Source organism: Enterobacter cloacae complex sp. S2 (assembly GCF_015159675.1).
Lineage (GTDB): Bacteria > Pseudomonadota > Gammaproteobacteria > Enterobacterales > Enterobacteriaceae > Enterobacter > Enterobacter intestinihominis.
Genome location: NZ_JADDTS010000002.1, coordinates 252,650 through 277,794, shown reverse-complemented (window position 1 = coordinate 277,794; position 25,145 = coordinate 252,650). Strand labels below are relative to the sequence as shown.

The following is a 25,145-nucleotide window of genomic DNA, read 5'->3' as shown; positions in this document are numbered from 1 at the left end:
TTTTTGAATAAAAACCAACAATGACACTCAGAGGAAAACACTATGACGCGCCGTGCTATCGGGGTGAGTGAAAGACCGCCGCTTTTACAGACAATCCCGCTTAGTTTGCAGCACCTGTTCGCCATGTTTGGCGCAACCGTGCTGGTGCCAATCCTGTTTCACATTAACCCGGCTACCGTGCTGCTGTTCAACGGCATCGGTACGCTGCTTTACCTCTTCATCTGTAAAGGCAAAATCCCGGCCTATCTCGGGTCGAGCTTCGCGTTTATCTCCCCGGTTCTGCTGTTGCTGCCGCTGGGTTATGAGGTCGCGCTGGGCGGCTTTATCATGTGCGGCGTGCTGTTCTGCCTGGTCTCCTTCATTGTGAAGAAAGCCGGTACCGGCTGGCTGGACGTGATGTTCCCGCCTGCGGCAATGGGGGCCATCGTTGCCGTCATCGGCCTGGAGCTGGCGGGCGTGGCGGCGAACATGGCCGGGCTGCTGCCTGCGGACGGTCAGTCACCGGATTCCAAAACCATTATTATTTCGCTGGTGACGCTGGGCGTGACGGTATTCGGTTCCGTCCTGTTCCGCGGCTTTATGGCGATTATCCCGATCCTGATCGGCGTGCTGGCGGGTTACGCGCTCTCCTTCGTGATGGGCGTTGTGGATACCACCCCGATTGCCGAGGCGCACTGGTTCGCGCTGCCAACCTTCTACACCCCGCGCTTTGAATGGTTCGCCATTTTCACCATTCTGCCTGCCGCGCTGGTGGTGATTGCTGAGCACGTCGGCCACCTGGTGGTGACGGCGAACATCGTGAAGCGCGACCTGATCCGCGATCCGGGCCTGCACCGCTCCATGTTTGCGAACGGCTTCTCGACCATTATCTCCGGTTTCTTCGGCTCCACGCCAAACACGACTTACGGTGAGAATATCGGCGTAATGGCGATCACCCGCGTCTACAGCACCTGGGTTATCGGCGGCGCGGCGATCATCGCCATTCTGCTCTCCTGCGTTGGTAAACTGGCGGCGGCGATCCAGATTATCCCGGTTCCGGTGATGGGCGGCGTTTCCCTGCTGCTGTACGGGGTGATCGGTGCCTCCGGTATTCGCGTGCTGATTGAATCCAAAGTGGATTACAGCAAGGCGCAGAACCTGATCCTGACCTCCGTTATCCTGATTATCGGCGTGAGCGGCGCGAAGGTGCACATCGGCGCGGCAGAGCTGAAGGGGATGGCGCTGGCGACCATCGTCGGCGTCGGCCTGAGCCTGATTTTCAAGCTGATCTCGGTGATCCGCCCGGAAGAGGTGGTGCTGGACGCAGACGAAAGCGAAAAAGCGCCACATTGATCGTCATGCCGGGCGAAGGATCGCCCGGTTCTCTCCTTGCAGGTTCCGTGTTAAACTCCATTCCGATTTTATGTAAGATCTCTGGTTGAGGTATTTCTGAACGGACCGGCACAGCTCTCTCTGCCACTTTATCTCCCTGACGACGAAACTTTCGCGAGTTTCTGGCCGGGTGATAACCCCTCTTTACTGGCTGCACTGCAAAACGTGCTGCGCCAGGAACACAGCGGATACATCTATATCTGGTCACGCGAAGGCGCGGGACGCAGCCACCTGCTGCATGCCGCCTGTGCGGAGCTTTCGGCGCGCGGTGACGCGGTAGGCTATGTGCCGCTGGATAAACGCACCTGGTTTGTGCCTGAGGTGCTGGAGGGCATGGAACATCTCTCCCTGGTCTGCATCGATAATATCGAATGCGTGGCGGGGGACGAACCGTGGGAAATGGCGATCTTTAACCTCTACAACCGCATTCTGGAGTCGGGCAAAACCCGGCTGCTGATCACCGGCGATCGTCCGCCGCGCCAGCTCAATCTGGGACTGCCGGATCTGGCGTCTCGTCTGGACTGGGGGCAAATCTACAAGCTGCAACCGCTGTCGGATGAAGACAAACTCCAGGCGCTTCAGTTGCGCGCCAGACTGCGCGGATTTGAACTGCCGGAAGACGTAGGGCGCTTCCTGCTCAAACGTCTGGATCGGGAGATGCGCACGCTCTTTGATACGCTCGATCAGCTCGATCGCGCCTCCATCACCGCCCAGCGCAAGCTGACCATTCCGTTTGTGAAAGATATTCTTAAGCTTTGAGTTTTTTGCCCGGTGGCGCTGCGCTTACCGGGCCTACGAAAACCCGTCATACCTTGTAGGCCGGGTAAGGCGCAGCCGCCACCCGGCTAAAGATCCCCCAACAAGTGCTCCACCAGCAGAGGAATCGGCCTTCCCGACGCCACGCTTCGTCCGCTTTCACGCCACAGCGCCGTCCCGCTGATATCCAGATGCGCCCACGGAATGGTCGGCGGGCAGAAATGGTGCAGCAGCCACGCCGCCGACGCGCTGATCGCCGCATTGTTGGTCGGCGTGTTGCACAGATCGGCAATCGCGCTGTCGGTTTGCTTTCTCAGCCGCGCATCCAGCGGCAGGGACCACACCTCGTCGCCGCTCCGTTTGCCCGCGAGCGTCAGTGCCTGACGCAACGGCTCATCCTGGGTCATCAGCCCGCTCAGCTCATACCCCAGCGCTTTCACCACCGCTCCGGTTAAGGTCGCCATATCGATGATATAGTGCGCCTGCGGATGGCGCTGACTCGCCCAGGCGATAGCGTCTGCCAGCACCAGCCGGCCCTCGGCATCGGTATTGTTGATTTCAACGGTGGTGCCGTTGCAGGCCATCGCCACCGTGCCGGGCTGCATGGCGTCGGGGCCGATGGCGTTTTCCGCCAGCGCCAGCACGCCCATGATGCGCACGGGTAATTTCAGCTCCGCAACGGTCAGCATCAGCCCGAGCACGTTAGCCGCGCCGCACATGTCATATTTCATGGTGTACATGCCCGCGCCTTCCTTCAGCCACAGGCCGCCGGTGTCAAAGGTAATGCCTTTTCCCACGTAGCAGCGCACCGGGCCATCAGACACGCCGTTATAGTGAATAGCCAGCAGACGCGGTGGGCAGGTCGCCCCTTTGCCAACGGCGTGCAGTAGCCCCAGCCCCTGCTCAACGATTTGCGTTTCATCCAACACCTCGCAGCGCAGGGCAGGGCTGGCGGCACACAGTTTTTGCGCCTCTTCCACCACAAACTGCGGCGTGCAGCGGTCGGACGGCATATCCGCCAGACGTCGCGCCGCGACCATGCCGAGCGCAATGGCCTGCTGCTGGCGGAAGGTCGTCTCCAGCTTCGCCTGCTGTTCCGGCAAGCAGAGGGCAGTGATGCAGGTAAGACGCAGCGCTTCGTCCGTCTTCTTCAGCTTCAGGTCACTGAGCCTGTGCGCCTGATTAAAGAGAAAACGCAGTACTTGCGCCAGCACCACATCGTCAATATCCGTCACGTCCAGCACGAGTTCGGCGCTGGCGGGGGCGGCAAGCAGCGGTCGCAGAGCGGTGAGCAACCCTTCGGTCAGGGCGTCATGCCAGAGCGCATCCGGCAAAAGGGTGATGCGGGCAAACGGCGCGCAGCCAAAGCGCGCGTCCGCGACGGTGCTCTGCTGGCGCATTTCAGCGACAAGAGCGCTTTCCGGTAACAGGGAACTGTCAGCGCGCGCAATCAAATGGCTTTGCGGCTTCGCGTCTGAAAGCGCGTTGATAAACTGGTATGTGATCATCATGACTCCTCAATCGGTGCGCGGATCCGCGCGGCATAGGCCTGCATCCACTTCTCATCTACCGCGTGATAGTGCGTTTTCTCCCGCAGGCGTTCAGTACGGAAAACGGTGAGGGGCTGGCGAGCCGTCGCCACCACAAACGAGAAGGTTTTGATGTTGGTCGCGGCGCCAAATTCTCCTTTGCTGTTCATGCACACCACGGAGAGATCGCCCGCGCGGCCAAAGCGCGACATCAGCTTGTCTTCCAGTTCGAACACCACCGAATCCGCCGCCTGCTGCGGCGTCATCCCTTGCGCCATCCGGCGAACGATTTCGTAGCTGGTACAGCCCTTCATCAGATCTTCACCGACGCCCGTGGCGGTGGCCGCGCCGGTTTCGCTGTCGCAGTAAAAGCCGGAGCCGATGATGGGTGAGTCACCGAGGCGACCGCGTTTTTTCATAAACAGGCCGCTGGTGGAAGTGGCGACGCTCATCGATCCCTGTTTATCGAGGCCGATGATGCCGACGGTGTCATGTCCGTCGTAGGGGCTTAACCCCTTATCCAGCGTTTCGCGGCAGCGCTTACGGTAGTGTTGCATGGCGCGATCCGTGAGCATGGTTTTGTCGGCAAAGCCCTGGCTCAGCGCCCATTCGCGCGCGCCCTGGCCGACCAGCAGGCTGTTATAGCGCTGGCGGCTGAGCGCGTGCGCCACGCGTACCGGGTTGGCGATATCCACCAGATTGCCCACGGCGCCGAACGCCAGCGTGTCGCCGTCCATATAGGCCGCGTCCAGCTCTACCTCGCCGTTCTCGGTCGGCAGCCCGCCGTAGCCGACGGATTTATAAAACGGAAAGTCCTCGACGGCGGCGACGGCATCCACCACCGCCGGAGCGACAGGTTTGCCCGCAGCCAGCGCAGACGCAGATTCCGTGACGCCTTCAAGCGCCATTCGCCAGGTTGCGATAATTCCCCACATGCTTTACTCCTGTTTTGCAAGGGTGGTGTCGGGTTGCGTAACGCTGGCCATTTCCGCCACGCGGTACTGTTTATCCAGGATACGCATGAAAGGCAGGTACAGCATGGCGCCAATCAGCAGGTTGATCAGCTGCATCACGCTGCCGCTCAGGTGCCCGGTGACGATAAAGCCGCTGATAACCGGCGGCAGCGTCCAGGGGATAAACACCCCGGTGGTGACGGCGACCGCACCAATTTTCATCGCCGCATACTGCACGGTGACCAGCACCAGCGGCACCAGATTGAACGGGATGAGCATGATCGGGTTCATGATCACCGGCAGGCCAAACAGGATCGGTTCGTTGATGTTAAACACCGACGCGCCCGCACCGAGGCGCGCTACTTCGCGCATGTTTTTGCTGCGGGCAAAAATCAGCATCGCAATCACCAGCGACAGCGTGGCGCCCGCGCCGCCCATCCAGATCATGTCAAAAAACTGTTCGGTGATGATGTGCGGCGGCGTCGTTCCCGCCTGGATCGCGGCGATGTTGTCGGTCTGGTTCTCCATCCACAGCGGGCGAATAATCCCGTTGATCATCGAACCGGAGTTAATGCCCACTGACCACAGAATGGTGATGCTGAATACGGTCATCAGCGCCCCGAAATAAGAGGTGCCGTAGTGGCGTACCGGGGTGGCAACCACTTCATAAATAAACTGGTGGATGGTGTGGTAGTGGGTGTTTTCAAAGATGATGCGGATAAGCAGCACCAGAATCATTACCAGCAGGGCCGGGATCAGGGCCGCGAATGACTCCTGCACCGCCGGAGGCACGCCGTCCGGCATTTTGATGACCAGCTTTTTGCGCTTCAGCCAGCAGAACAGTTCCGTCCACAGCAGGGAACCGATCATCGCCACGAACAGCCCTTTGCTGCCAATCCACTCCACCGGCATCACGGTAATGCCGCCGTTTTCCGCCACTTTGATAAAAGGCGTCAGGATCAGAAACGCGACCAGCGCCAGGATGCCGCAGGAGATGCGGTCCTCGCCATAATGCTCAGCCAGGCGGTAGGCCACCAGGAAGCTGATAAACAGCGACATGGTTGAGAACACCGCGTTAAACGGGATCTCTATAATTGCACTCCAGCTCTCACCAAAGGCCTGAGACATAAACTGCTGATAGGCCTGATTCGGGAAGGAGGAGATCACCAGCAGAATGGAGCCGACGATAATAAACGGCATGAATGACACGTAGGCGCCGCGAATGGCCCCAAGATGACGCTGCTGGGCCGTTTTCGCCGCCAGCGGCATCAGTTTTGCTTCAAGAAATCCCAGAACATTGTTCATTGTGAACTCCGTACAAGATTGAGAGGTGTTGTTTATGTTATGTCTGTGGATTATCAGTGAAGCGTGGCGAGCGAAAGGTGAAATCGGTCACAAAGCATTCGCCGCTCTGATATAAATCTCATAAGATTAGTTCCGGAGAGACGCGATGGAAATCAAACTGCATGCCAACGCCACCACTACGCCGCGTATCCGTCGCTATCTTCAGCAGTCAGATAAAAGCGACAGGGAACTTGCCGTTGAGCTGGGGATCTCGGTCACCACCGTCAGGCGCTGGCGCAACCGCGACCAGGTTTCGGATAACCACACAACGCCAAAAGTGATACACAAAGCGCTGAGACAAGAGCAGGCGGCACTGATAAATGCCCTGCGGGATATCACAGGGGCACCGCTGGATGAACTGCTGCTGCTGGTGAATGACGGACTCGGGATCGCCGTTTCCCGCGCGACCCTGAACCGCTACCTCAAACCAGCCTCGCTAAAACAAAAGGGGGCGTCGTTGCAGGGCAAAAAGGCGCTGGAGGCCGGGATCATGCCGCAGAAGCTACTCCTGCATCATCAGCCGCTGTCGCTACATATGGACGACGATGGCGAGCAACACCTGCTCTGGGCGCGTGAACCCGTCAGCGGCTGGTGTTACGCCCGGCTTTATGCTGGCGTATCGCCGCAGTTGCTGACCCGCTGGACGAACGAGGTGCTGGCTGCCTGTCCGGCTGATATTCAATCTGTTGAGACTTTTGGGCTGGAAGTGAACTTGCCAGAGCATAACGTCACCGTAAAAGTGCATTCACAGTATTATCTCGCCCTTCAGGTCACCGTGCCGTTACGCGAAATCATTCCGCGGGTGAACAGTGAACCGATGGGAGAGCTGTTGATCCAACTGTGTGAGTTTTACAACCGGGGAAAAGCGCAGAAAAAGCTGGGAGAGCGTACGCCGCAGGCGTTTCTGGAAGCGCTGCGGCGTAACGATTAGACGATCTCGAGCACGTCTTCCGGCGGACGGCCGATACGCGCCTTGCCATTTGCCACCACAATCGGGCGCTCAATCAGCTTTGGATTGTCGACCATCGCCTGAATCAGCCGATCTTCAGTGAGACTGGTATCGTTCAGATTGAGCGACTTATACAGATCTTCTTTCTGACGCATCAGGTCGCGTGCGCTGCCCATGTTCAGCATCTTCAGCAGCTGGCGGATAGTCTGCGCGTCCGGCGGCGTCTCCAGGTACAGCACCACTTCCGGTTCGATGCCGTTAGACTTCAGCAGGCTGAGGGTGTCTCGGCTCTTGGAGCAGCGAGGGTTATGGTAAATTTTTACCGCGTCTGTCATGACTTCTCCTTTATTACATCTTCTCGTACGGCTTAAAGCGTTGTTGCAGGCCGCGCAGCTGGTCGATTCGCGCATCGTAGCGGGCCTGTTGCAGGCTGCCAAGCTTCACCTGCGAGCTGGCGCTGCTCAGCAGGGAAATGGCCTGATCGAGACGACCCGCCAGCGCCAGACCTTCCGCACGCGCGGCCAGCTCCTGATCGCGGTTACCCAGTTGCCCCTGGGCCTGGGCGAGCAGCTCCCAGCCGTTCTGGTCATCTTTATTGTTAAAGGTGTAGCGGTTCAGAATGGTCACCGCCTCGCCGGGCTGGCCGCCCTGTAGGTAGGCGTTCGCCAGGTTAAGCTGCAATACTGGATTATTACGAAGATCTTTCGCCCCTTTCAGGCGATTAATCGCATCGGTCGCTTTTTTCTGCCCCAGATCGATATCGGTGGCGAGGTCGAGATACCACGGATTGTCAGGCGCCGCCGCCAGCAGCGGCTGTAGCGCTTTTCGCGCTTCATCGTATTTGCTGGCCTCCATCGCCTGGAGCGCCTGACCATACTGCGCCGCGTTTTTCTCGCGCACGTTGCCTTTCGCCAGCGCGTCCAGCAGATCGCTGGTGAGCTGATTACGTCCGGAGTTGTACATGCCAAGCGTTCTCACTTTGGCCATGTAGAAATCCTGCGAAGACTGCACCACGACCGGACGCATCTGGTTGGCTCGGTTACGCGCATCCGAGAGGCGGCTTTCCGGCAGCGGGTGGGTCAACAGAATTTCAGGCGGGCGCGACGAGTAGCGTGCCTGGTCGAGCAGTTTTTCCAGGAAGCTCGGCATGGCCTGCGGGTCAAAGCCGGAACGCTGTAAAACCTGAATGCCGATGCGGTCTGCTTCCTGCTCGTTCTGCTGGGTAAAGCTGATCATCCCCTGACGCGTCCCCGCCAGCGTCCCGGTAAGCGCCGCCATCCCGGCCTGCGGGCTGGCCATCGCCAGCAGAATAGAGCCCAGCGCGCCCACCCAGGTTAGCGGGGCGTTACGCTTCTGATCTTCCATCGCACGCGCCAGATGGCGCTGGGTGACGTGCGAAATTTCGTGCGCCATGACGGACGCCAGCTGGCTTTCGTTATCGGAATAACGGAACAACGCCGAATGCAGCACCACGTTCCCGCCAAAGAAAGCGAAGGCGTTGATTTCGTCGTTATTGATTAAATAGAAGTGGAAGGGCGTTTTTACCGAGTCGGCGTGCGCCACCAGACGCATCCCCAGGCCGTTAATGTATTGCACCAGCAAAGGGTCGTTAATCAGCGGAGCACTGCCGCGCAGCTGGCGTACGTAATAATCACCCATCTGCATCTCCTGCCCGATGGAGAGCGTGCTTCCTGCCGTGGTGCCCATGTCCGGCAATGAATCGGACGAGTCAGCGAAAGCGGGCAACACCTGACCCACCGTCACGGCGGCAATCAGTGTCGCAACCAGTGTTTTTCTCAACTGCCTGAACATAACCACTGTCCTGTATGTTGGATGTGCTAATTTGACCGATGAACCCGCATAACGTTCATCTCCGCTGCTCTGCGAGTGTAGCCGTGTTAAGAGATGAAGAAAATCCCATTCATCAGGGTTTTGCGAAACCTGACAGTGAAACAAAAAGGAAAGTCTTTTTTGTGACAGTTAGATACAATTCACCGTCTCACTCCCGCCATTCGATTCAGGGAAGGGTTGTATGCTCGAAATGTTAATGCAGTGGTATCGGCGTCGGTTTAGCGACCCGGAAGCCATTGCTTTGCTGGTCATTCTGGTTGCCGGATTCGGTATCCTGTTCTTCTTTAGTGGCCTGCTGGCGCCGCTACTGGTGGCGATTGTGCTGGCGTATCTGCTGGAGTGGCCCACCGCGCGTCTGGAACATATCGGCTGTTCCCGCCGCTGGGCGACCAGCATTGTTCTGGTGCTGTTTGTCGGCATTCTGCTGCTGATGTCCTTCGTGGTGATGCCCATCGCCTGGCAACAGGGGATCTACCTGATCCGCGATATGCCCGGCATGCTGAATAAACTGTCTGATTTTGCCGCCACGCTGCCGCGCCGCTATCCTGCGCTGATGGACGCCGGGATCATCGATGCGATGGCCGAAAACATGCGCGCCCGCATCATGACCATGGGTGACTCGGTGGTGAAATACTCTCTGGCCTCGCTGGTAGGCCTGCTGACGCTGGCGGTTTACCTTGTTCTCGTGCCGCTAATGGTGTTCTTCCTGGTCAAAGATAAAGAGCAGATGCTGAACGCGGTGCGCCGCGTGCTGCCGCGCAATCGCGGTCTCGCCGGTCAGGTCTGGCAGGAGATGAACCAGCAGATCACCAACTACATTCGCGGCAAAGTGCTGGAGATGATTGTGGTGGGCGTGGCGACCTGGATTGGCTTCGTGATCTTCGGACTGAACTACTCGCTGCTGCTGGCGGTGCTGGTCGGATTCTCGGTTCTGATCCCGTATATCGGCGCGTTTGTGGTGACCATTCCGGTAGTCGGTGTGGCGCTGTTCCAGTTTGGTCTGGGTACGGAGTTCTGGAGCTGTTTCGCCGTATACCTGATTATTCAGGGACTGGACGGGAACCTGCTGGTACCGGTGCTGTTCTCAGAAGCAGTTAACCTGCATCCGCTGGTGATTATCCTGTCAGTGGTGATTTTCGGCGGGCTGTGGGGATTCTGGGGGGTATTCTTCGCCATTCCGCTGGCGACGCTGATTAAAGCCGTGGTCCACGCGTGGCCGGATGTGCCAGCGGTGGAAGAGAAGTAGATTTAGTGCGGGCTGATGCCCTCACCCCAACCCTCTCCCGCGGGGAGAGGGGGCAAACACTAAAAACGGTAGCGCATGCTACCGTTTTGCATTTACCTTGTAGGCCGGGTAAGCGCAGCGCCACCCGGCACTAAAATGATCACGCGTTCTCTTTCAGCCACTTCAACACCACGTCGTGGTGGTTGCTGGTTTTGAAATCATCAAACACGTGCTCAACTTTACCGTCAGCGTCAATCAGGAAACTGATGCGGTGAATACCGTCGTACGTTTTGCCCATAAAGGACTTCTCACCCCAGACGCCAAACTGCTCGCAAACCTGGTGGTCTTCATCGGAAAGCAGCGTGAAGTTCAGCAGCTCTTTTTCCGCAAAGCGTGACAGCTTCTCTGGCTTATCGGTGCTGATGCCCAGCACTTCCACACCGACCTTTTTCAACTCATCCATGTTGTCGCGTAGACCGCAGGCCTGTACGGTACAGCCCGGGGTCATGGCTTTCGGGTAGAAATAGACCAGAACACGCTGTCCCTGGAAGTCGGTCAAATTTACTTGCTCGCCGTCTTGATCCGGTAAGCTAAATTTCGGTGCGATATCACCGGCTTTCAGTGGGTTCATTACTCAACTCCATCCTGTTCGTGCTGCGAATAATCGACGACGCTTATACTGCCTTGCGCATGTAATTCTGTACAGAGGGCTTTGAACGCTTGCTCGATATTTGACGCATCCTGCGAGGCAGGGCTGTGTGCGGTAATTTGAATAAACAGCGTCGGGATTGCGTTTTCATCGCCCGGCTGCGTGCGGGAAACCAGTTCGGCAATGTTCATCTGATGGCTGTCAAACAGCGCCGTAAAACGTTCAATCAGATGAGGTGAATCAGGCACTTCAACCTGTACCCAGACCGTGGCAGGCAGAGCCGGACGCGGGCGCGCGGTGGTGCGCTTCATCACAATCAGTAAATCCAGCTCTGCGCCTTTCAGCGGCAAGGTAGATTCGATGAGGGTAATGGCATTCCATGTTCCGGAAAGCAGCATGATGAACGTGAACTCTTCGCCAAGCATAGCCAGCCGGCTATCTTCGATGTTGCAGCCGCAGCTGCTCACGTGGCGAGTGATGGTATTCACGATACCCGGCCTGTCAGCACCCAGCGCAGTGATAACCAGGTAATGTTGTGATGAGGTTGTCAAACCTGTTCTTCCTTTGCGTGGTTAAGTCTTCCTAAGGAAAGCATAAAAAAAACATGCATACAACCGCCTGAGAGCCTCAGGTCGCTTGCTTTTATTACAGTTCCAAACGTAACATTGAGGCTCTTGTTCGCACAGAGGATGGCTCATGTTCACGGGAAGTATTGTCGCGCTTGTTACACCGATGGATGAAAAAGGTAATGTCTGCCGGTCAAGCATGAAGAAGCTCATTGATTACCATGTCGCCAATGGAACCTCGGCGATCGTTTCGGTAGGGACTACCGGTGAATCCGCTACGCTGAGCCACGAAGAGCACGGCGACGTTGTGATGCTGACCCTGGAACTGGCGGACGGGCGTATTCCGGTCATCGCGGGGACGGGCGCAAACGCAACGGCAGAAGCGATTAGCCTGACTCAGCGTTTTAACGACAGCGGCATTGTCGGCTGCCTGACGGTGACCCCTTATTACAACCGTCCTACTCAGGAAGGTTTGTTCCAGCATTTCAAAGCCATCGCTGAACATACTGACTTGCCACAAATTCTGTATAATGTGCCGTCCCGTACCGGTTGCGATATGCTGCCGGAAACCGTTGGCCGTCTCTCGAAAGTAAAAAATATTATCGGGATTAAAGAGGCGACAGGGAACTTAAGCCGCGTTCATCAGATCAAAGAGCTGGTTTCAGACGACTTTATCCTGTTGAGCGGTGATGATGCGACCGCGCTGGACTTTATGCAGCTCGGTGGTAATGGCGTGATTTCCGTTACGGCGAACGTGGCGGCGCGTGATATGGCTGACATGTGCAAACTGGCCGCAGCCGGTCACTTTGATGAAGCTCGCGTGATTAATCAGCGTCTGATGCCGTTGCACAATAAATTATTTGTCGAACCCAATCCGATCCCAGTGAAATGGGCATGTAAGGAGTTGGGGCTTGTAGCAACCGACACGCTGCGTCTGCCAATGACACCGATTACCGACCACGGTCGTGAAATTGTCGCTGGCGCGCTGAAGCATGCCGGTTTGCTGTAAAGTTTAGGGAGATTTGATGGCTTATTCAGTACAGAAGTCGCGCCTGGCGAAGGTTGCGGGTGTTTCGCTTGTTATGCTCCTCGCTGCCTGTAGTTCAGACTCGCGCTACAAGCGCCAGGTGAGCGGTGATGAATCCTATCTGGATGCGCCGCCGCTTGCTGAACTTCACGCGCCTGCCGGCATGATCCTGCCGATCCAGAACGGTGATTATAATATTCCGGTTACCAACGGCAGTGGCCTGGTGGGTAAAGCGCTTGATATTCGTCCGCCGGCTCAGCCTCTGGCGCTGGTGAGTGGCGCGCGCACGCAGTTTACCGGTGATACGGCCTCTCTGCTGGTGGAAAGCGCACGCGGTGCCACGCTGTGGCCGCAGGTTGTGAGCGTTATTCAGTCGAAAAACTATACGATTGATAAACGCGACGACGCCAGCCAGACCTTAACCACCGACTGGATTGAGTGGAACCGTCTCGATGAAGACCAGCAGTATCGTGGTCGTTATCAAGTCTCCGTTAAGCCGCAGGGTTATCAGCAGGCGGTTACCGTTAAGCTGTTGAATCTTGAGCAGGCAGGTAAACCGGTTGCCGATCCGGCCGCCATGCAGCGCTACAGCACTGAAATGCTGAACGTGATTGCCGCTGGTCTGGATAAGAACGCTACCGATGCCGCAAACGCCGCGCAGAACCGTAACGGTTCAACGTTTGATGTGCAGAGCGGTGCAGACGATACCGGCCTGCCAATGCTGGTGGTGCGTGCGCCGTTTAACCAGACCTGGCAGCGCCTGCCAGCAACGCTTGAAAAAGTGGGCATGAAGGTGACCGACAGCACCCGTTCAACGGGCAGCATCACAGCGACCTATAAGCCGCTGTCTGATAGCGCCTGGCAGGAGCTGGGGGCAAGCGATCCACAGCTGCCTTCCGGTGACTACAAAATCCAGGTTGGCGACCTCGATAACCGCAGCAGCCTGCAATTTATCGATCCGAAAGGACACACGCTGACCCAGGCGCAGAACGATGCGCTGGTCGCTGCCTTCCAGGCCGCATTCAGCAAATAATAGTGAGGGCTGGTTAATCCAGCCCTTTTTATTTTCGTGCTACGCAAACGTGTGCGTGGCATAATATGGCCAGTTTTGAATACAAATCATCACACCAGGAGTAATGAAGATGCAGAAGCAAGCTGAGTTGTATCGTGGCAAAGCGAAAACCGTATACAGCACGGAAAACCCGGATCTGTTGGTGCTCGAATTCCGCAATGATACGTCAGCAGGAGACGGCGCACGCATTGAGCAGTTCGATCGTAAGGGCATGGTGAACAACAAGTTCAACCACTTCATTATGACCAAACTGGCCGAAGCCGGTATCCCGACTCAGATGGAAGCGTTGCTGTCCGATACGGAATGTCTGGTAAAAAAGCTGGATATGGTGCCGGTTGAGTGCGTGATCCGTAACCGTGCCGCAGGCTCCCTGGTGAAGCGTCTGGGCATTGAAGAGGGTATCGAACTGAATCCACCGCTGTTCGATCTGTTCCTGAAAAACGACGCCATGCACGACCCGATGGTTAACGAATCCTACTGCGAAACCTTCGGCTGGGTAAGCAAAGAGAACCTGGCGCGCATGCAGGAACTGACCTACAAAGCCAATGACGTGCTGAAAAAGCTGTTTGATGACGCGGGCCTGATCCTGGTCGACTTCAAGCTGGAGTTCGGTCTGTACAAGGGTGAAGTGGTGCTGGGCGACGAATTCTCGCCGGACGGCAGCCGCCTGTGGGACAAAGAGACGCTGGATAAAATGGACAAAGACCGTTTCCGCCAGAGTCTGGGTGGCGTGGTCGAAGCGTACGAAGCGGTTGCTCACCGTTTAGGCGTTAAGCTCGACTAAACTGCGCATTTGCCAAAGGATGTTGGCATCCTTTGGCGTCTTATCCTTGTTTACTATGGTAATCCTTTCATTAACCGCCTACGATCATAGCTATTATAAATGGAATAGTTCGAGGTGTTTATGCGCTGGCAAGGGCGTCGTGAAAGTGACAACGTAGAAGACAGACGCAGCAGTGGTGGCGGTGGTCCGTCTATGGGCGGGCCAGGTTTCCGGTTACCCAGCGGCAAGGGCGGCATTATTCTGCTGGTCGTCGTGCTGGTGGCGGGCTACTACGGCGTCGACCTGACCGGTTTGATGACCGGTGAAACCGGGCAACAGCAGCAGTATTCTCAGCGCTCCATCAGCCCGAATGAAGATGAAGCGGCGAAATTTACTTCCGTTATTCTCGCGACGACCGAAGATACCTGGGGTCAGCAGTTCGAGAAAATGGGGCGGACTTATCAGCCGCCAAAACTGGTGATGTACCGGGGCGCAACCCGCACCGGCTGCGGCACCGGGCAGTCCGTTATGGGGCCGTTCTACTGCCCGGCGGACAGCACCGTCTATATCGATCTCTCCTTCTATGACGACATGAAAAGCAAGCTGGGCGCCGACGGCGATTTTGCCCAGGGCTACGTGATCGCGCATGAAGTCGGCCACCACGTGCAGAAGCTCCTCGGCATTGAGCCTAAAGTGCGTCAGATGCAGCAGAATGCTTCTCAGGCGGAGGTGAATCGTCTGTCCGTACGCATGGAGCTTCAGGCCGACTGCTTCGCTGGCGTCTGGGGACACAGCATGCAGCAGCAGGGCGTGCTGGAAACAGGCGATCTGGAAGAGGCCCTGAATGCCGCACAGGCGATTGGTGACGATCGCTTGCAGCAGCAGAGCCAGGGGCGCGTTGTGCCGGACAGCTTTACCCATGGCACCTCAGAGCAGCGCTACAGTTGGTTTAAGCGTGGCTTCGACAGCGGCAACCCGTCGCAGTGTAATACCTTCGGCAAAGCTATGTGATGTTGGGGTTTGAACAGCTGGTCAACCAGCTTCAGCGTACCGGGCACCGCCGGCTGGTGGTGCTCAGCGGCGATGAAGCGTGGACGTTGAGCCAGGCGACCATTCTGCGCGATACGTTACCAGGAGACTGGCTGTGGCTGGAGGAAAACCCCTCTAAGACCATCAGCGGCCTGCTGGGACGTGAATACCTGCACGCCGTTTTTGACGCGCGTCGCGGGTTTGACGTCTCGGCCTTCGCCGCCCTCAGCGGGACCCTGCGCGCCGGAAGCCTTCTGATGCTGCTGGTGCCGCCGTTCTCCGTCTGGGCTAACAGGCCCGACGCGGATTCTCTACGCTGGAGCGACAGCGCCGAGCCGATCGCCACCCCGCACTTTGTTCACCACTTTTGCCGGACGCTTGCCGCCGATTCAGATGCCATCGTCTGGCATCAACATCGTCCTCTGTGCCTTCCCGTTACGTCAGATTTACCCGCCTGGCAGCCTGCCAGCGGTGAACCGCAGCGCGAGCAAGCTGAGATCCTCGACGCTCTTCTGACCATGCCTGCGGGCGTGGCCGCCGTGACGGCACCGCGCGGACGCGGAAAGTCCGCCCTGGCGGGCATGTTGCTCAACGGCATTCAGGGGAGTGCAGTCGTGACGGCACCGGCAAAAGGGGCGACGGATGTCATCGCGCGTTTCGCCGGGGAACATTTTCACTTTATGGCCCCGGATGCGCTGCTGGCCTCCACAACAGAAGCTGACTGGCTGATTGTCGATGAGGCGGCCGCCATCCCCGGCCCGCTGCTGGAGAAGCTGGCGTCGCGCTTTCCCCGCGTGTTGCTGACCACCACGGTGCAGGGTTATGAAGGCACGGGCAGGGGATTCCTGCTGAAGTTCTGCGCCCGGTTCAGCGGGCTGCGGCGTTATACCTTATCCACGCCTGTTCGCTGGGCTGCCGGATGTCCCCTTGAGCGGATAGTGGCGAACGCGCTGCTGTTCGACGATGCGCTTATCGATCGCAAACCGGAAGGCGAGGTACGTTTAACGTCGCTGGAGCCCGGGATGTGGGAGAGCGATCCGGCGCGCGGGGCAGGCGTGTATGAACTGCTGTGTGCCGCGCACTACCGGACGTCACCCCTCGATTTACGCCGGATGATGGACGCCCCCGGCCAGCACTTTGCTGTTGCTCAGGCGGGCGCGGAGATCGCGGGCGCGCTCTGGCTGGTGGAGGAGGGGGGATTACCCCCTGAACTTAGCCGCGCAGTCTGGGCGGGCTTTCGTCGGCCGCGTGGAAATCTGGTGGCGCAGTCGCTGGCAGCGCACGGCGGCTCGCCGCTCGCGGCGACGCTGAAAGGCCGACGCGTCAGCCGCATTGCGGTTCATCCCCATCGCCAGCGGGAAGGCATCGGCCAGCGGCTGATCCGCAGTGCCAGCGGAGAAGATTATCTCTCGGTCAGCTTTGGCTATACCGACGAGCTGTGGCGTTTCTGGCGGCAGTGCGGGTTTGTGCTGGTGCGAATGGGCAGCCACCGGGAAGCCAGCAGCGGGTGCTATACGGCGATGGCATTGCTGCCGCTGAGCGAGGCGGGGCATCAGCTCTGCGAACAGGCGCATCAGCGGTTATGTCGTGATATGCGCGTCCTGTCGGCCTGGAATGGCGAAAAGATCCCGGTGACGGATGCATGGGAAGCTACCCTTAATAGTGACGACTGGCTGGAGCTGGCGGGGTTTGCCTTTGCTCACCGGGCGTTTTCAACTTCGGTTGCGGCGCTGACGCGGTTGTTGTTAGCCGTGGACATGCCACTTCCGGCGCTGCGGGGGAAAATGGAAGGGAATACGCACGATTTCGGGCGCAAAGCGTTGCTGGCGAAGCTACGCGAGGAAACCGCTCACGCGCTTGAAAGGCTTGATTACTCCCGTAGCCAGCAGCTGAAAGCCGACATTTTGCAATGGCAATTTTTTCAATGAGTTCTTCAGTAAAGTGGCATGGTCATTACCCCGCAGAGGCGTAAAATCCTGCTTACCAATTAAGGAGATCGCCATGAAACATGACCATTTTGTTGTGCAAAGCCCGGATACACCTGCTAAACAGCTCCTGCTTCTGTTTCATGGCGTGGGCGACAATGCCGTCAATATGGGACAGATTGGCAGCTGGTTTGCACCCGTTTTCCCACACGCGCTGATCGTCAGCATCGGCGGCGTGGAGCCGTGCGGTCCGGACGGGCGGCAGTGGTTTTCCGTCGAGGGCGTGACGGAGGAGAATCGTCAGGCGCGTATTGATGCCGCTATGCCAGCCTTTATCGATACCGTGCGTTACTGGCAGCAGCAGAGCGGCGTAGGCGCCGACGCAACGGCGCTGATTGGCTTCTCTCAGGGCTCAATCATGTCGCTGGAAAGCGTAAAAGCGCAGCCCGGACTGGTGTCCCGCGTGATTGCTTTTAACGGGCGTTTTGCGACGTTACCGCAAAGCGCGACCACGCAGACCACGATCCATCTCATTCATGGGGGGGAAGACCGGGTAATTGAGCTTTCGCATGCGGTTGCTGCCCAGGAGACGCTGATGCGCGAGGGCGGAGATGTGACGCTGGATATCGTAGACGATCTGGGGCATGCCATTGACGATCGCAGCATGCAGTTCGCGCTCGATCATCTGCGTTATACCGTACCGAAGCACTACTTTGATGAAGCGCTCAGCGGCGGTAAGCCGAATGACGATGATATCGTCGAGTTTATGTGAGGTGTCCCCCTCTTTTTAGGGAGAGGGGAAACAGAGCGATTACTTCTTCTGGTCCTTCTTCGGCCAGTCGTCTTCATCGTCCCACTTGTCGTTAAAATCACGGTGCGGCGGAAGATCCGGTTTGTTGGCAAGGAACTTTTTATGGTCAACGCGCTTGAGATCTTTAATCACGTTAAGCAGCACGCCTACCAGAAATACCAACACCAGAATCCACCAGTACTTTGAAAGCCAGTCCATTCGCTAATCCTCTTTAAGCACCCGTCAGGCGACGAGCTGCTCCATAATACGTTGATACATGCGGGCCAGCAGTTGTAAATCGGCAGCGTTCACGCATTCATTGATTTTGTGAATCGTCGCGTTAACCGGACCCAGTTCGACAACCTGTGCGCCCATGCGGGCGATAAAGCGTCCGTCAGACGTGCCGCCCGTTGTCAGCAGCTGTGGCTTAATTTCATTATAGTGCGCAATGGCGTTCACCACCGCATCCACCAGTTTACCGCGCTGCGTCAGGAACGGCTGGCCAGACAGCCACCAGTCGAGGGTATAGCGCAGCTGATATTTCTCGAGCAGCGCAATCACGCGCGCTTTGATCATCTCGTCGGTCAGTTCGGTGCTGAAGCGGAAGTTAAACTGGACGAAGAGATCGCCGGGAATGACGTTGTTGCTGCCGGTGCCGGCCTTGATGTTGGCTATCTGCATGCTGGTTGGCGGGAAAAATTCGTTGCCTTTATCCCATTCAATGCCTACCAGTTCGTTCAGCATCGGCGCGGCGCGGTGTACCGGGTTATCCGCCAGGTGCGGATAGGCAACGTGGCCCTGCACGCCATGAATAGTCAAATTACAGGTCAGGGATCCACGGCGGCCATTTTTCACCACATCGCCCACCACTTCGGTGCTGGACGGTTCGCCCACCAGACAGTAGTCCAGACGTTCATTGCGCGCCATCAGGGCCTCAACGACCTTCACGGTGCCGTTGTGGGCGCTGGCTTCTTCATCGGAGGTAATCAAAAACGCAAGACGGTTTTTATGGTTCGGATGCTGGGCGACGAAACGCTCTGCCGCCACGACCATCGCAGCCAGAGAACCTTTCATGTCCGCAGCGCCGCGTCCGAAAAGCATGCCGTCGCGGATGGTCGGCTCAAAAGGCGGGTTGATCCAGCGGTCTGCGTCGCCTGCGGGAACTACGTCAGTATGTCCGGCAAACGCCAGCGTCTCTCCCTGACCGCGCCATGCCCAGAAGTTCTGCGTATCGCCAAAATCCATGTGCTCCACGGTAAAACCGATGGCACGCAGGCGCTCAATCATTAATGCCTGACAACCTGCGTCGTCCGGGCTAAGGGAAGGACGGCGAATAAGCTGCTGAGTCAGCTCAATGACCGGGCATGACATAGACTACACCTCAACGAATAAATCTGAATAAAGGGTTTCACTGAAACCCAGCAGCATAGGCTGACCTGGCTTGCAGAGCAATGGGCGTTTGATGATTGCCGGCATTTCAAGCATCAGTTTGGCTGCGCTGTCGGCGTCGTTGATCGTGGCCCGGAGAGATTCATCCAGTTTTCGCCAGGTGGTCCCGCGGGTATTCAGTAGCGCTTCCCACCCCAGTTCGTTGATGGCGGAATGGAGAAACGCGGGGTCAAGCCCGTCGGCACGGTAATCGTGGAAGCGATAGTCGATGTTGTGTGCTTCCAGCCAGCGGCGGGCTTTTTTAATCGTGTCGCAATTCTTAATGCCGTACATCACAACCATAGTGAATCCTTTTGTTCTTTTGTGGATTAAATGTTCAATATTTTCGAAGATATATCCTTAAGTGGAATATAACACATTCGGAATTTTTCGGGATTTACAATTCTCCATAATTCAACGAACAGCTGTAAGCTGAATAGTCTTTCATCTTTTAAGCATAGTTGTCCACCCTGTTTAAATTGCCAATAAACTCAGGGGGAAATTAAAAATGCTGTTATTTTTCCGACTATTTCAAAATATTGCTGTAGGTCACATAAAATTTACCCGACAACGCTCATAGTGATCCTAAACCTACCAGCACAGCGGGGCTCAATCACAGCAATCGGTTAAAGTGGCTTCACAATGATGATACGTTTTCGTAGAATGCACATAATAATAAGAGAGGTTGTTATGATTGAACGTGAACTGGGGAACTGGAAAGATTTTATCGAAGGCATGCTTCGTAAATGAATTTCCGGTAAGAAATGCAAGAGCACTTAATTAACTAAAATAACCATAGTGTGAAAGAATCACACAATAAAAAGGCGGCCTGTAAAGCCGCCTTTTTTATTTCAACGTGTTATTCCGGCTTATCCTTCAGCGGGAAACGACGGCGTACCAGCACAAAGAACAGCGGTACGAAATAGATAGCCAGAATCGTCGCCGAAATCATTCCCCCCATAACGCCCGTTCCCACCGCGTGCTGGCTGCTGGAGCCTGCGCCGGAGCTGGTGGCCATCGGCAGGACGCCAAACACAAACGCCAGAGAGGTCATCAGGATCGGACGCAGGCGCTGACGACAGGCGTGCAGCGTGGCGGCCATCAGTTCGTGACCTTTGGCATTCATCTCATTGGCAAATTCGACGATCAGAATGGCGTTTTTCGCCGACAATCCGATTACGGTGAGGAGTCCGACCTGGAAATAGACATCATTTTCCAGGCCGCGCATCCAGGTTGCCAGCAGCGCGCCGATGACCCCGAGAGGCACCACCAGCATCACCGAGAACGGCACTGACCAGCTTTCATACAGCGCCGCCAGACAGAGGAACACCACCAGCAGCGAAAGGGCATACAGGGCAGGCGCCTGAGCGCCGGAAAGCCGTTCCTGGTAGGACATCGCTGTCCACTCCAGGCCAAAGCCGGTCGGTAACTGCTGAACCAGTTTTTCCATAATGTCCATTGCGGTACCGGTACTGACGCCCGGCGCGGCTTCACCAACAATCTCCAGCGCCGAATAGCCGTTGTAACGCTCCAGACGCGGTGAACCGGTCTCCCAGCGTGACGTCGCAAACGCCGAGAACGGCACCATGCCGCCGGTGTTATTGCGCACATACCAGCGGTTGATATCGTCCGGCAGCATGCGGTATTTGGCGGCAGACTGAACGTAGACCTTCTTCACGCGGCCGCGATCCATAAAGTCATTCACGTAGCTTGAGCCCCACGCCGTTTGCAGGGTGTCGTTAATGTCGTCGATGGAGACGCCCAGCGCCTGCGCTTTACGCTGGTCAATATCCACCTGTAGCTGAGGGCTGTCATCCAGACCGTTATGACGAACGCGGGTAAGCTGCGGATCTTTCCCGGCCAGCTCCAGCAGCTTGTCGCGAGCAGCCATCAACGCGTCATGCCCGGCACCAGCGTGATCCTGAAGCTCCATATCAAACCCGGCTGAGCTGCCCAGGCCGCTGATGGCGGGCGGGCTGCTGGCGAAAACGCGCGCTTCCTTGATTTTGTTGAACGCTTTGGTTGCACGCTCAATGATGGCAAAGGAGGAGCCGGTATCGCTGTCGCGCTGGTCCCAGTCTTTCAGGCGCACAAACATACGCGCCACGTTCTGCCCGTTACCGCCAGGGCCAGAGCCGACGGTGGAGAAGACGGAGATCACGTTATCTTTCTCCTGAGTATGGAAGTAGTTCTCAACCTTCTGCACCACTTTCAGGGTCTGCTGCTGGGTCGAGCCGCTGGGTAATTGTACGGAGGTGATAAACATGCCGCGATCTTCCAGCGGCAGGAACGAGGTTGGCAGCCGCAGGAACAGGAAGACCATGCCGCCGAGCAGCAGAACATAAACCACCATCCAGCGTACGCTGCGGTGCAGAACTTTACCCACGCCCGCTTCATAGCGCGCCGCATTGCGGTTAAACATGCGGTTAAACCAGCCGAAGAAGCCTTTTTGACCGTGGTGTTCGCCCTTATGCAGCGGTTTCAGCAGCGTCGCGCACAGGGCAGGGGTAAGGATCATCGCCACCAGTACGGAGAGCACCATTGCAGAGACGATGGTGATCGAGAACTGGCGATAAATCGCGCCCGTGGTGCCGCCAAAAAACGCCATCGGGATAAATACCGCCGACAGCACCATGGCGATACCGACCAGCGCGCCCTGAATCTGTCCCATCGATTTGCGCGTGGCCTCGCGGGGCGAAAGCCCTTCCTCGCTCATGATGCGCTCAACGTTTTCCACCACCACGATGGCATCATCCACCAGCAGGCCGATGGCCAGCACCATGGCGAACATGGTCAGGGTGTTGATGCTGTAACCGAAGGCATACAGCACTGCAAAGGTACCCAGCAGCACCACCGGCACCGCAATAGTGGGGATCAGCGTGGCGCGGAAGTTTTGCAGGAACAGGTACATCACGAGGAACACCAGCGCGATAGCTTCGAGCAGGGTTTTCACCACATCTTCGATGGAGGCTTTTACGAACGAGGTGGTTTCGTAGGCGACTTTGTACTCCAGTCCGTGCGGGAAGAAATGCGACAGCTCATCCAGACGCTCTAGCACCCGCTGCGCGGTCGCCATTTCGTTGGCGCCGGAGGCCAGTTTCACCCCCAGCCCGGAAGCGGCATTGCCGTTAAAGCGGCTCAGGTAGTCATATTTTTCCGCCCCCATTTCCACGGTGGCGACATCCCCCAGACGCACTTCCGAACCGTCCTGATTCACGCGTAGCGTGATATTGCGGAACTGTTCAGGTGTCTGGAGCAGCGACTGGGAGTTGATGGTGGCGTTAAGCGCCTGGTTATCCACGGACGGGGTACCGCCGAGCTGCCCCACGGCAATCTGGGCGTTCTGCGATTCGATAGCGTCGGTGACATCTTTGGCGGTCATCTGCACGCTGTTCAGCTTGTTGGGATCCAGCCAGATACGCATGGAGTACTGCGAGCCGTAGGCGTCGATATCACCCACGCCGTTGATACGGCTGAGCGGGTCCTGAATATTACTGGCGACGTAGTCCGCGATGTCCTGCTTATCCATTGAGCCATCGGTTGAAACAAACGCGATGGTCAAAATATTGGTGTCACCGGTTTTACGCACGGTCACCCCCTGGTTCTGCACCGCCTGAGGCAGTTTACGCAGGGCCGATTGCAGCTGATTTTGCACCTGCTGCACCGCTTCATCCGGATCCGTGCCCGCCGTAAAGCTCAGTGTTACGGTCGCCTGGCCCGTGGCGCTGCTCTGTGAGGACATGTACATCAGGTTATCGAGACCCGTCATGTTCTGCTCGATAACCTGGGTGACGGTATTTTCCAGCGTCTGTGCCGAGGCGCCAGGGTAGTTCGCCGTGATACGCACGTTGGGGGGCGCGAGGTCAGGGTATTGCTCAACAGGAAGGGACGTAATCGCCAGGACACCCGTCAGACACAACAGGATTGCAAGCACCCAGGCAAAAATGGGGCGATCGATGAAAAAATTCGCCATTAAAGTGTGACCTCGTTTTGCTGCACGTCATTATTGTTTATTGCCCGCCTAACTTTAGCGGTAAGGCCCAGGTCAAACGTGGAGAAATAAAGGAGATAATGTAAATTATCATGCGCTTTTTTCAGCGCGCCTTCTTTCTCGCTATTTTTCAGCCTGGGCCGCAGGCGTCCGGAACGTTACGCTGACCTGTGTCCCGCCCTGTGGCGGCTGAGAAAAATGTAATGTCCCGCCGAGCCGTCCCGCGCGTTCGCGCATGATATTCAGCCCGTAATGCCCCGGCGGTTCACTGGCGTCGCCGATACCAATGCCGTTGTCCCGGATCGTGACCGTGTGAGTGCCGTCCGCGGTGGTGACGCAGCTGACCACAATCTCGCTCGCGTCGGCATGTTTAATCGCATTCAGCACTGCCTCACGCACAATCTGTAAGAGGTGCACCTGTTTTTGTGCGTCCAGCGCCAGCGATGAGAGACGGCAGTCGAGCACCAGCTTCGCGCGGGTCTGGCTTTGCAACCCGTCGAGAGACTCCTGTAGCGCGGCAGGAAGATTGGCGTGATTGAGCGTCAGGCGGAAGGTGGTGAGCAGCTCGCGTAGCTGATGCCAGGCATTATTCAGCTCGCGGGAGAAGTCCGTAATGATGGTCTGCGCCGGAGCATTGTCGCCGGGCACGGCATGCTTCAGCAGCGTAAGCTGAATACGCAAATAGGAGAGCACCTGCGCCAGCGAATCATGCAGCTCGCGCGCGATGGTGGCGCGCTCCTCCATCAGCAGCAGCTGCTGATAATGTTTCTGCGCCTGATTGAAATAGATCCCCCGGCCCAGCATCGTCGCCACGCTTTCCATGAGCGGCAGCGGAACATCCCCGGTCGCGCTTTGCCAGCGCAGTTCGCCGTACAGGGTGTCCTGCATTAACACCGGTAAATTGTGCATTTTCTCGCCCGGGGACTCCTGTCCTTCGTAAAGCTGCCAGTCGTCGCTGGTGCGCAATTGCAGGTAATTCATCTGCGTATAGTCATGCACAATCTGCAAAATATGCCGGAAACAGTGGCTGTCTATCTGCCCGGTATTCAACGCCTGTGAGCATTTAAACAGCATTTCGAGCTGCTGATGCGCTTCATTCAGGTGGCGGGTTTTTTCAGCAACGGAGCGCTCAAGTGAACGGTACAGGGTGTGTAATTCCGCCGACATATGGTTGAAGGCGCGGGAAAGCTGGCCCAGCTCGTTGGGAAGCGTAGTATCCGGCGCGGGAGTGTCGAATTGCCCCTGTTCGATACGCTCGCTCGCCGCCACCAGATTATTCAGCGGCAGCACAACCTGACGGCGGATGCGCCGCAGGGTCACCACCGCCAGCAGCAGGATGCCCAGGCCGCCCGTCAGCGACATGAAAATCACCAGCTGAATTTTATGTTCGGTGTAGTGCTGTAGCGCCAGCACAAAGGCATCTATCCGGCCCACGAAATCCTCTATGTGGTTCTGATACCATCCGGTATCGCCGCTGGCGATGCGCGTGTCCATCTCCTGCCAGCCAAGGTGCAACTGCTGGTAACGCTGTTTGACGTCCTCTGGCACATACCAGCGGTTTAGCTTCTGCAACGCAGGCGCGCTCAGCGTTTTTTGCCAGACCGCGCGGTGCTCTGCCAGCGATGGGCCGGCGCGCTGCATTTCGTAGCCCAGGCGGTAGCTCTGCATACGCAGCGAGCCGGCGATGTTAATCGCCTCGGCGTCGCGCTGGCTGCTGGCGAGTGTGACCAGCGCAATGGCGCTGATCAGAACGGACAAGACAATCATCGAAAAGAAAGCCCGAGCCAGGCTTCCCGATACGGGGCGTTTAACGGTCACTCATCAGCTTCCTGAATTAAATTGATCTGCCACAGGTTCACTGGAAATAGTTCGGCTTCCTGGGCATTTGAACATTGCGTCGCCATGCCGCTGTGGGTAAATACGATAA

The 25,145-nt window shown here is 57.2% G+C and carries 23 protein-coding genes; 11 read left to right on the top strand and 12 right to left on the bottom strand.

What is annotated here, in order from left to right; all coding sequences use genetic code 11:
• The first annotated feature begins 42 nt into the window (after positions 1-42).
• Both uraA and IPZ49_RS01955 read left to right on the top strand, forming a co-directional pair.
• On the top strand, positions 43-1,332 hold the full coding sequence (gene uraA, locus IPZ49_RS01960; RefSeq protein WP_017692944.1) for a uracil permease: 1,290 nt from the start codon (positions 43-45) through the stop codon (positions 1,330-1,332).
• Between the two features lie 96 nt (positions 1,333-1,428).
• The gene (locus IPZ49_RS01955) at positions 1,429-2,130 is read left to right on the top strand and encodes a DnaA inactivator Hda (protein WP_211482948.1); all 702 of its coding nucleotides are present in this window, start codon (positions 1,429-1,431) and stop codon (positions 2,128-2,130) included.
• Between the two features lie 86 nt (positions 2,131-2,216).
• Here IPZ49_RS01955 and IPZ49_RS01950 read toward each other — a convergent pair whose 3' ends face one another.
• From IPZ49_RS01950 to celB, 3 genes are read right to left on the bottom strand one after another with little or no spacing between them, the layout of a single operon-like run.
• Entirely contained in the window at positions 2,217-3,635 is a 1,419-nt protein-coding gene (locus IPZ49_RS01950; RefSeq protein WP_063932835.1) for a M17 family metallopeptidase, read from the bottom strand.
• Entirely contained in the window at positions 3,635-4,591 is a 957-nt protein-coding gene (locus tag IPZ49_RS01945; protein ID WP_063134558.1) for a N(4)-(beta-N-acetylglucosaminyl)-L-asparaginase, read from the bottom strand. The genes IPZ49_RS01950 and IPZ49_RS01945 overlap by 1 nt, the downstream gene beginning before the upstream one ends.
• A gap of 3 nt (positions 4,592-4,594) precedes the next feature.
• The gene (celB, locus tag IPZ49_RS01940; RefSeq protein ID WP_063932834.1) at positions 4,595-5,914 is read right to left on the bottom strand and encodes a PTS cellobiose transporter subunit IIC; all 1,320 of its coding nucleotides are present in this window, start codon (positions 5,912-5,914) and stop codon (positions 4,595-4,597) included.
• Between the two features lie 145 nt (positions 5,915-6,059).
• Between celB and IPZ49_RS01935 the strand changes: the two genes are divergently transcribed.
• Positions 6,060-6,884 (top strand): hypothetical protein, encoded by an 825-nt coding sequence (locus IPZ49_RS01935; RefSeq protein WP_063932833.1) that lies wholly within the window; start codon positions 6,060-6,062, stop codon positions 6,882-6,884.
• Here IPZ49_RS01935 and arsC read toward each other — a convergent pair.
• Both arsC and bepA read right to left on the bottom strand, forming a co-directional pair.
• Positions 6,881-7,237 (bottom strand): arsenate reductase (glutaredoxin), encoded by a 357-nt coding sequence (arsC, locus tag IPZ49_RS01930; RefSeq protein WP_017383503.1) that lies wholly within the window; start codon positions 7,235-7,237, stop codon positions 6,881-6,883. The two genes, IPZ49_RS01935 and arsC, sit on opposite strands and share 4 nt — an antisense overlap.
• Before the next feature lie 13 nt (positions 7,238-7,250).
• Positions 7,251-8,714, bottom strand: coding sequence for a beta-barrel assembly-enhancing protease (gene bepA, locus IPZ49_RS01925; protein ID WP_015572197.1), 1,464 nt, complete (start codon positions 8,712-8,714; stop codon positions 7,251-7,253).
• 220 nt (positions 8,715-8,934) lie between these two features.
• Between bepA and IPZ49_RS01920 the strand changes: the two genes are divergently transcribed.
• Entirely contained in the window at positions 8,935-9,999 is a 1,065-nt protein-coding gene (locus IPZ49_RS01920; protein ID WP_003860546.1) for an AI-2E family transporter, read from the top strand.
• Between the two features lie 139 nt (positions 10,000-10,138).
• Here the strand turns inward: IPZ49_RS01920 and bcp are convergent, their stop codons facing one another.
• On the bottom strand, positions 10,139-10,609 hold the full coding sequence (gene bcp / locus IPZ49_RS01915) for a thioredoxin-dependent thiol peroxidase (RefSeq protein ID WP_015572198.1): 471 nt from the start codon (positions 10,607-10,609) through the stop codon (positions 10,139-10,141).
• Complete coding sequence (locus IPZ49_RS01910; protein WP_000213743.1) at positions 10,609-11,178, bottom strand: glycine cleavage system transcriptional repressor; 570 nt, start codon at positions 11,176-11,178, stop codon at positions 10,609-10,611. Before IPZ49_RS01910 ends, bcp begins: the two co-directional genes overlap by 1 nt.
• Before the next feature lie 145 nt (positions 11,179-11,323).
• On the opposite strand from IPZ49_RS01910, the gene dapA reads away from it, so the two are divergent.
• From dapA to ypfH, 6 genes are all read left to right on the top strand, one after another.
• Positions 11,324-12,202, top strand: a complete 879-nt coding sequence (dapA, locus tag IPZ49_RS01905) for a 4-hydroxy-tetrahydrodipicolinate synthase (RefSeq protein ID WP_003860542.1) — start codon at positions 11,324-11,326, stop codon at positions 12,200-12,202.
• 16 nt (positions 12,203-12,218) lie between these two features.
• On the top strand, positions 12,219-13,253 hold the full coding sequence (bamC, locus tag IPZ49_RS01900) for an outer membrane protein assembly factor BamC (RefSeq protein ID WP_017383500.1): 1,035 nt from the start codon (positions 12,219-12,221) through the stop codon (positions 13,251-13,253).
• 109 nt (positions 13,254-13,362) lie between these two features.
• A complete protein-coding gene (purC, locus tag IPZ49_RS01895; RefSeq protein ID WP_001171626.1) occupies positions 13,363-14,076 on the top strand; it encodes a phosphoribosylaminoimidazolesuccinocarboxamide synthase in 714 nt (237 codons plus the stop codon).
• Between the two features lie 120 nt (positions 14,077-14,196).
• Complete coding sequence (locus IPZ49_RS01890) at positions 14,197-15,066, top strand: neutral zinc metallopeptidase (protein ID WP_001303362.1); 870 nt, start codon at positions 14,197-14,199, stop codon at positions 15,064-15,066.
• Entirely contained in the window at positions 15,066-17,012 is a 1,947-nt protein-coding gene (locus IPZ49_RS01885) for a tRNA(Met) cytidine acetyltransferase TmcA (protein ID WP_063932832.1), read from the top strand. Before IPZ49_RS01890 ends, IPZ49_RS01885 begins: the two co-directional genes overlap by 1 nt.
• Positions 17,013-17,085: 73 nt before the next feature.
• Positions 17,086-17,781: an esterase gene (gene ypfH / locus IPZ49_RS01880; RefSeq protein ID WP_023295120.1), complete on the top strand. Its 696-nt coding sequence runs from the start codon at positions 17,086-17,088 to the stop codon at positions 17,779-17,781.
• Between the two features lie 39 nt (positions 17,782-17,820).
• On the opposite strand, the gene IPZ49_RS01875 is transcribed toward ypfH, so the two are convergent.
• Genes IPZ49_RS01875 through IPZ49_RS01865 form a run of 3 tightly spaced genes read right to left on the bottom strand, consistent with a single transcriptional unit; the run spans position 17,821 to position 19,530 of the window.
• On the bottom strand, positions 17,821-18,018 hold the full coding sequence (locus tag IPZ49_RS01875; protein WP_000383991.1) for a YpfN family protein: 198 nt from the start codon (positions 18,016-18,018) through the stop codon (positions 17,821-17,823).
• 24 nt (positions 18,019-18,042) lie between these two features.
• Positions 18,043-19,170: a succinyl-diaminopimelate desuccinylase gene (gene dapE, locus IPZ49_RS01870; RefSeq protein ID WP_017383496.1), complete on the bottom strand. Its 1,128-nt coding sequence runs from the start codon at positions 19,168-19,170 to the stop codon at positions 18,043-18,045.
• Positions 19,171-19,173: 3 nt separating this feature from the next.
• Entirely contained in the window at positions 19,174-19,530 is a 357-nt protein-coding gene (locus IPZ49_RS01865) for an ArsC family reductase (RefSeq protein WP_015572203.1), read from the bottom strand.
• Between the two features lie 387 nt (positions 19,531-19,917).
• On the opposite strand from IPZ49_RS01865, the gene ypfM reads away from it, so the two are divergent.
• Positions 19,918-19,977 (top strand): protein YpfM, encoded by a 60-nt coding sequence (gene ypfM, locus IPZ49_RS01860; RefSeq protein WP_015572204.1) that lies wholly within the window; start codon positions 19,918-19,920, stop codon positions 19,975-19,977.
• 109 nt (positions 19,978-20,086) lie between these two features.
• On the opposite strand, the gene acrD is transcribed toward ypfM, so the two are convergent.
• Both acrD and narQ read right to left on the bottom strand, forming a co-directional pair.
• Positions 20,087-23,200 carry a multidrug efflux RND transporter permease AcrD gene (gene acrD / locus IPZ49_RS01855; RefSeq protein ID WP_058689131.1) on the bottom strand — a complete coding sequence of 1,038 codons (3,114 nt, stop codon included), beginning with the start codon at positions 23,198-23,200 and terminating at the stop codon, positions 20,087-20,089.
• A 141-nt stretch (positions 23,201-23,341) separates the two neighbouring features.
• Positions 23,342-25,036, bottom strand: a complete 1,695-nt coding sequence (narQ, locus tag IPZ49_RS01850; RefSeq protein ID WP_058689130.1) for a nitrate/nitrite two-component system sensor histidine kinase NarQ — start codon at positions 25,034-25,036, stop codon at positions 23,342-23,344.
• Between the last annotated feature and the right edge of the window lie 109 nt (positions 25,037-25,145).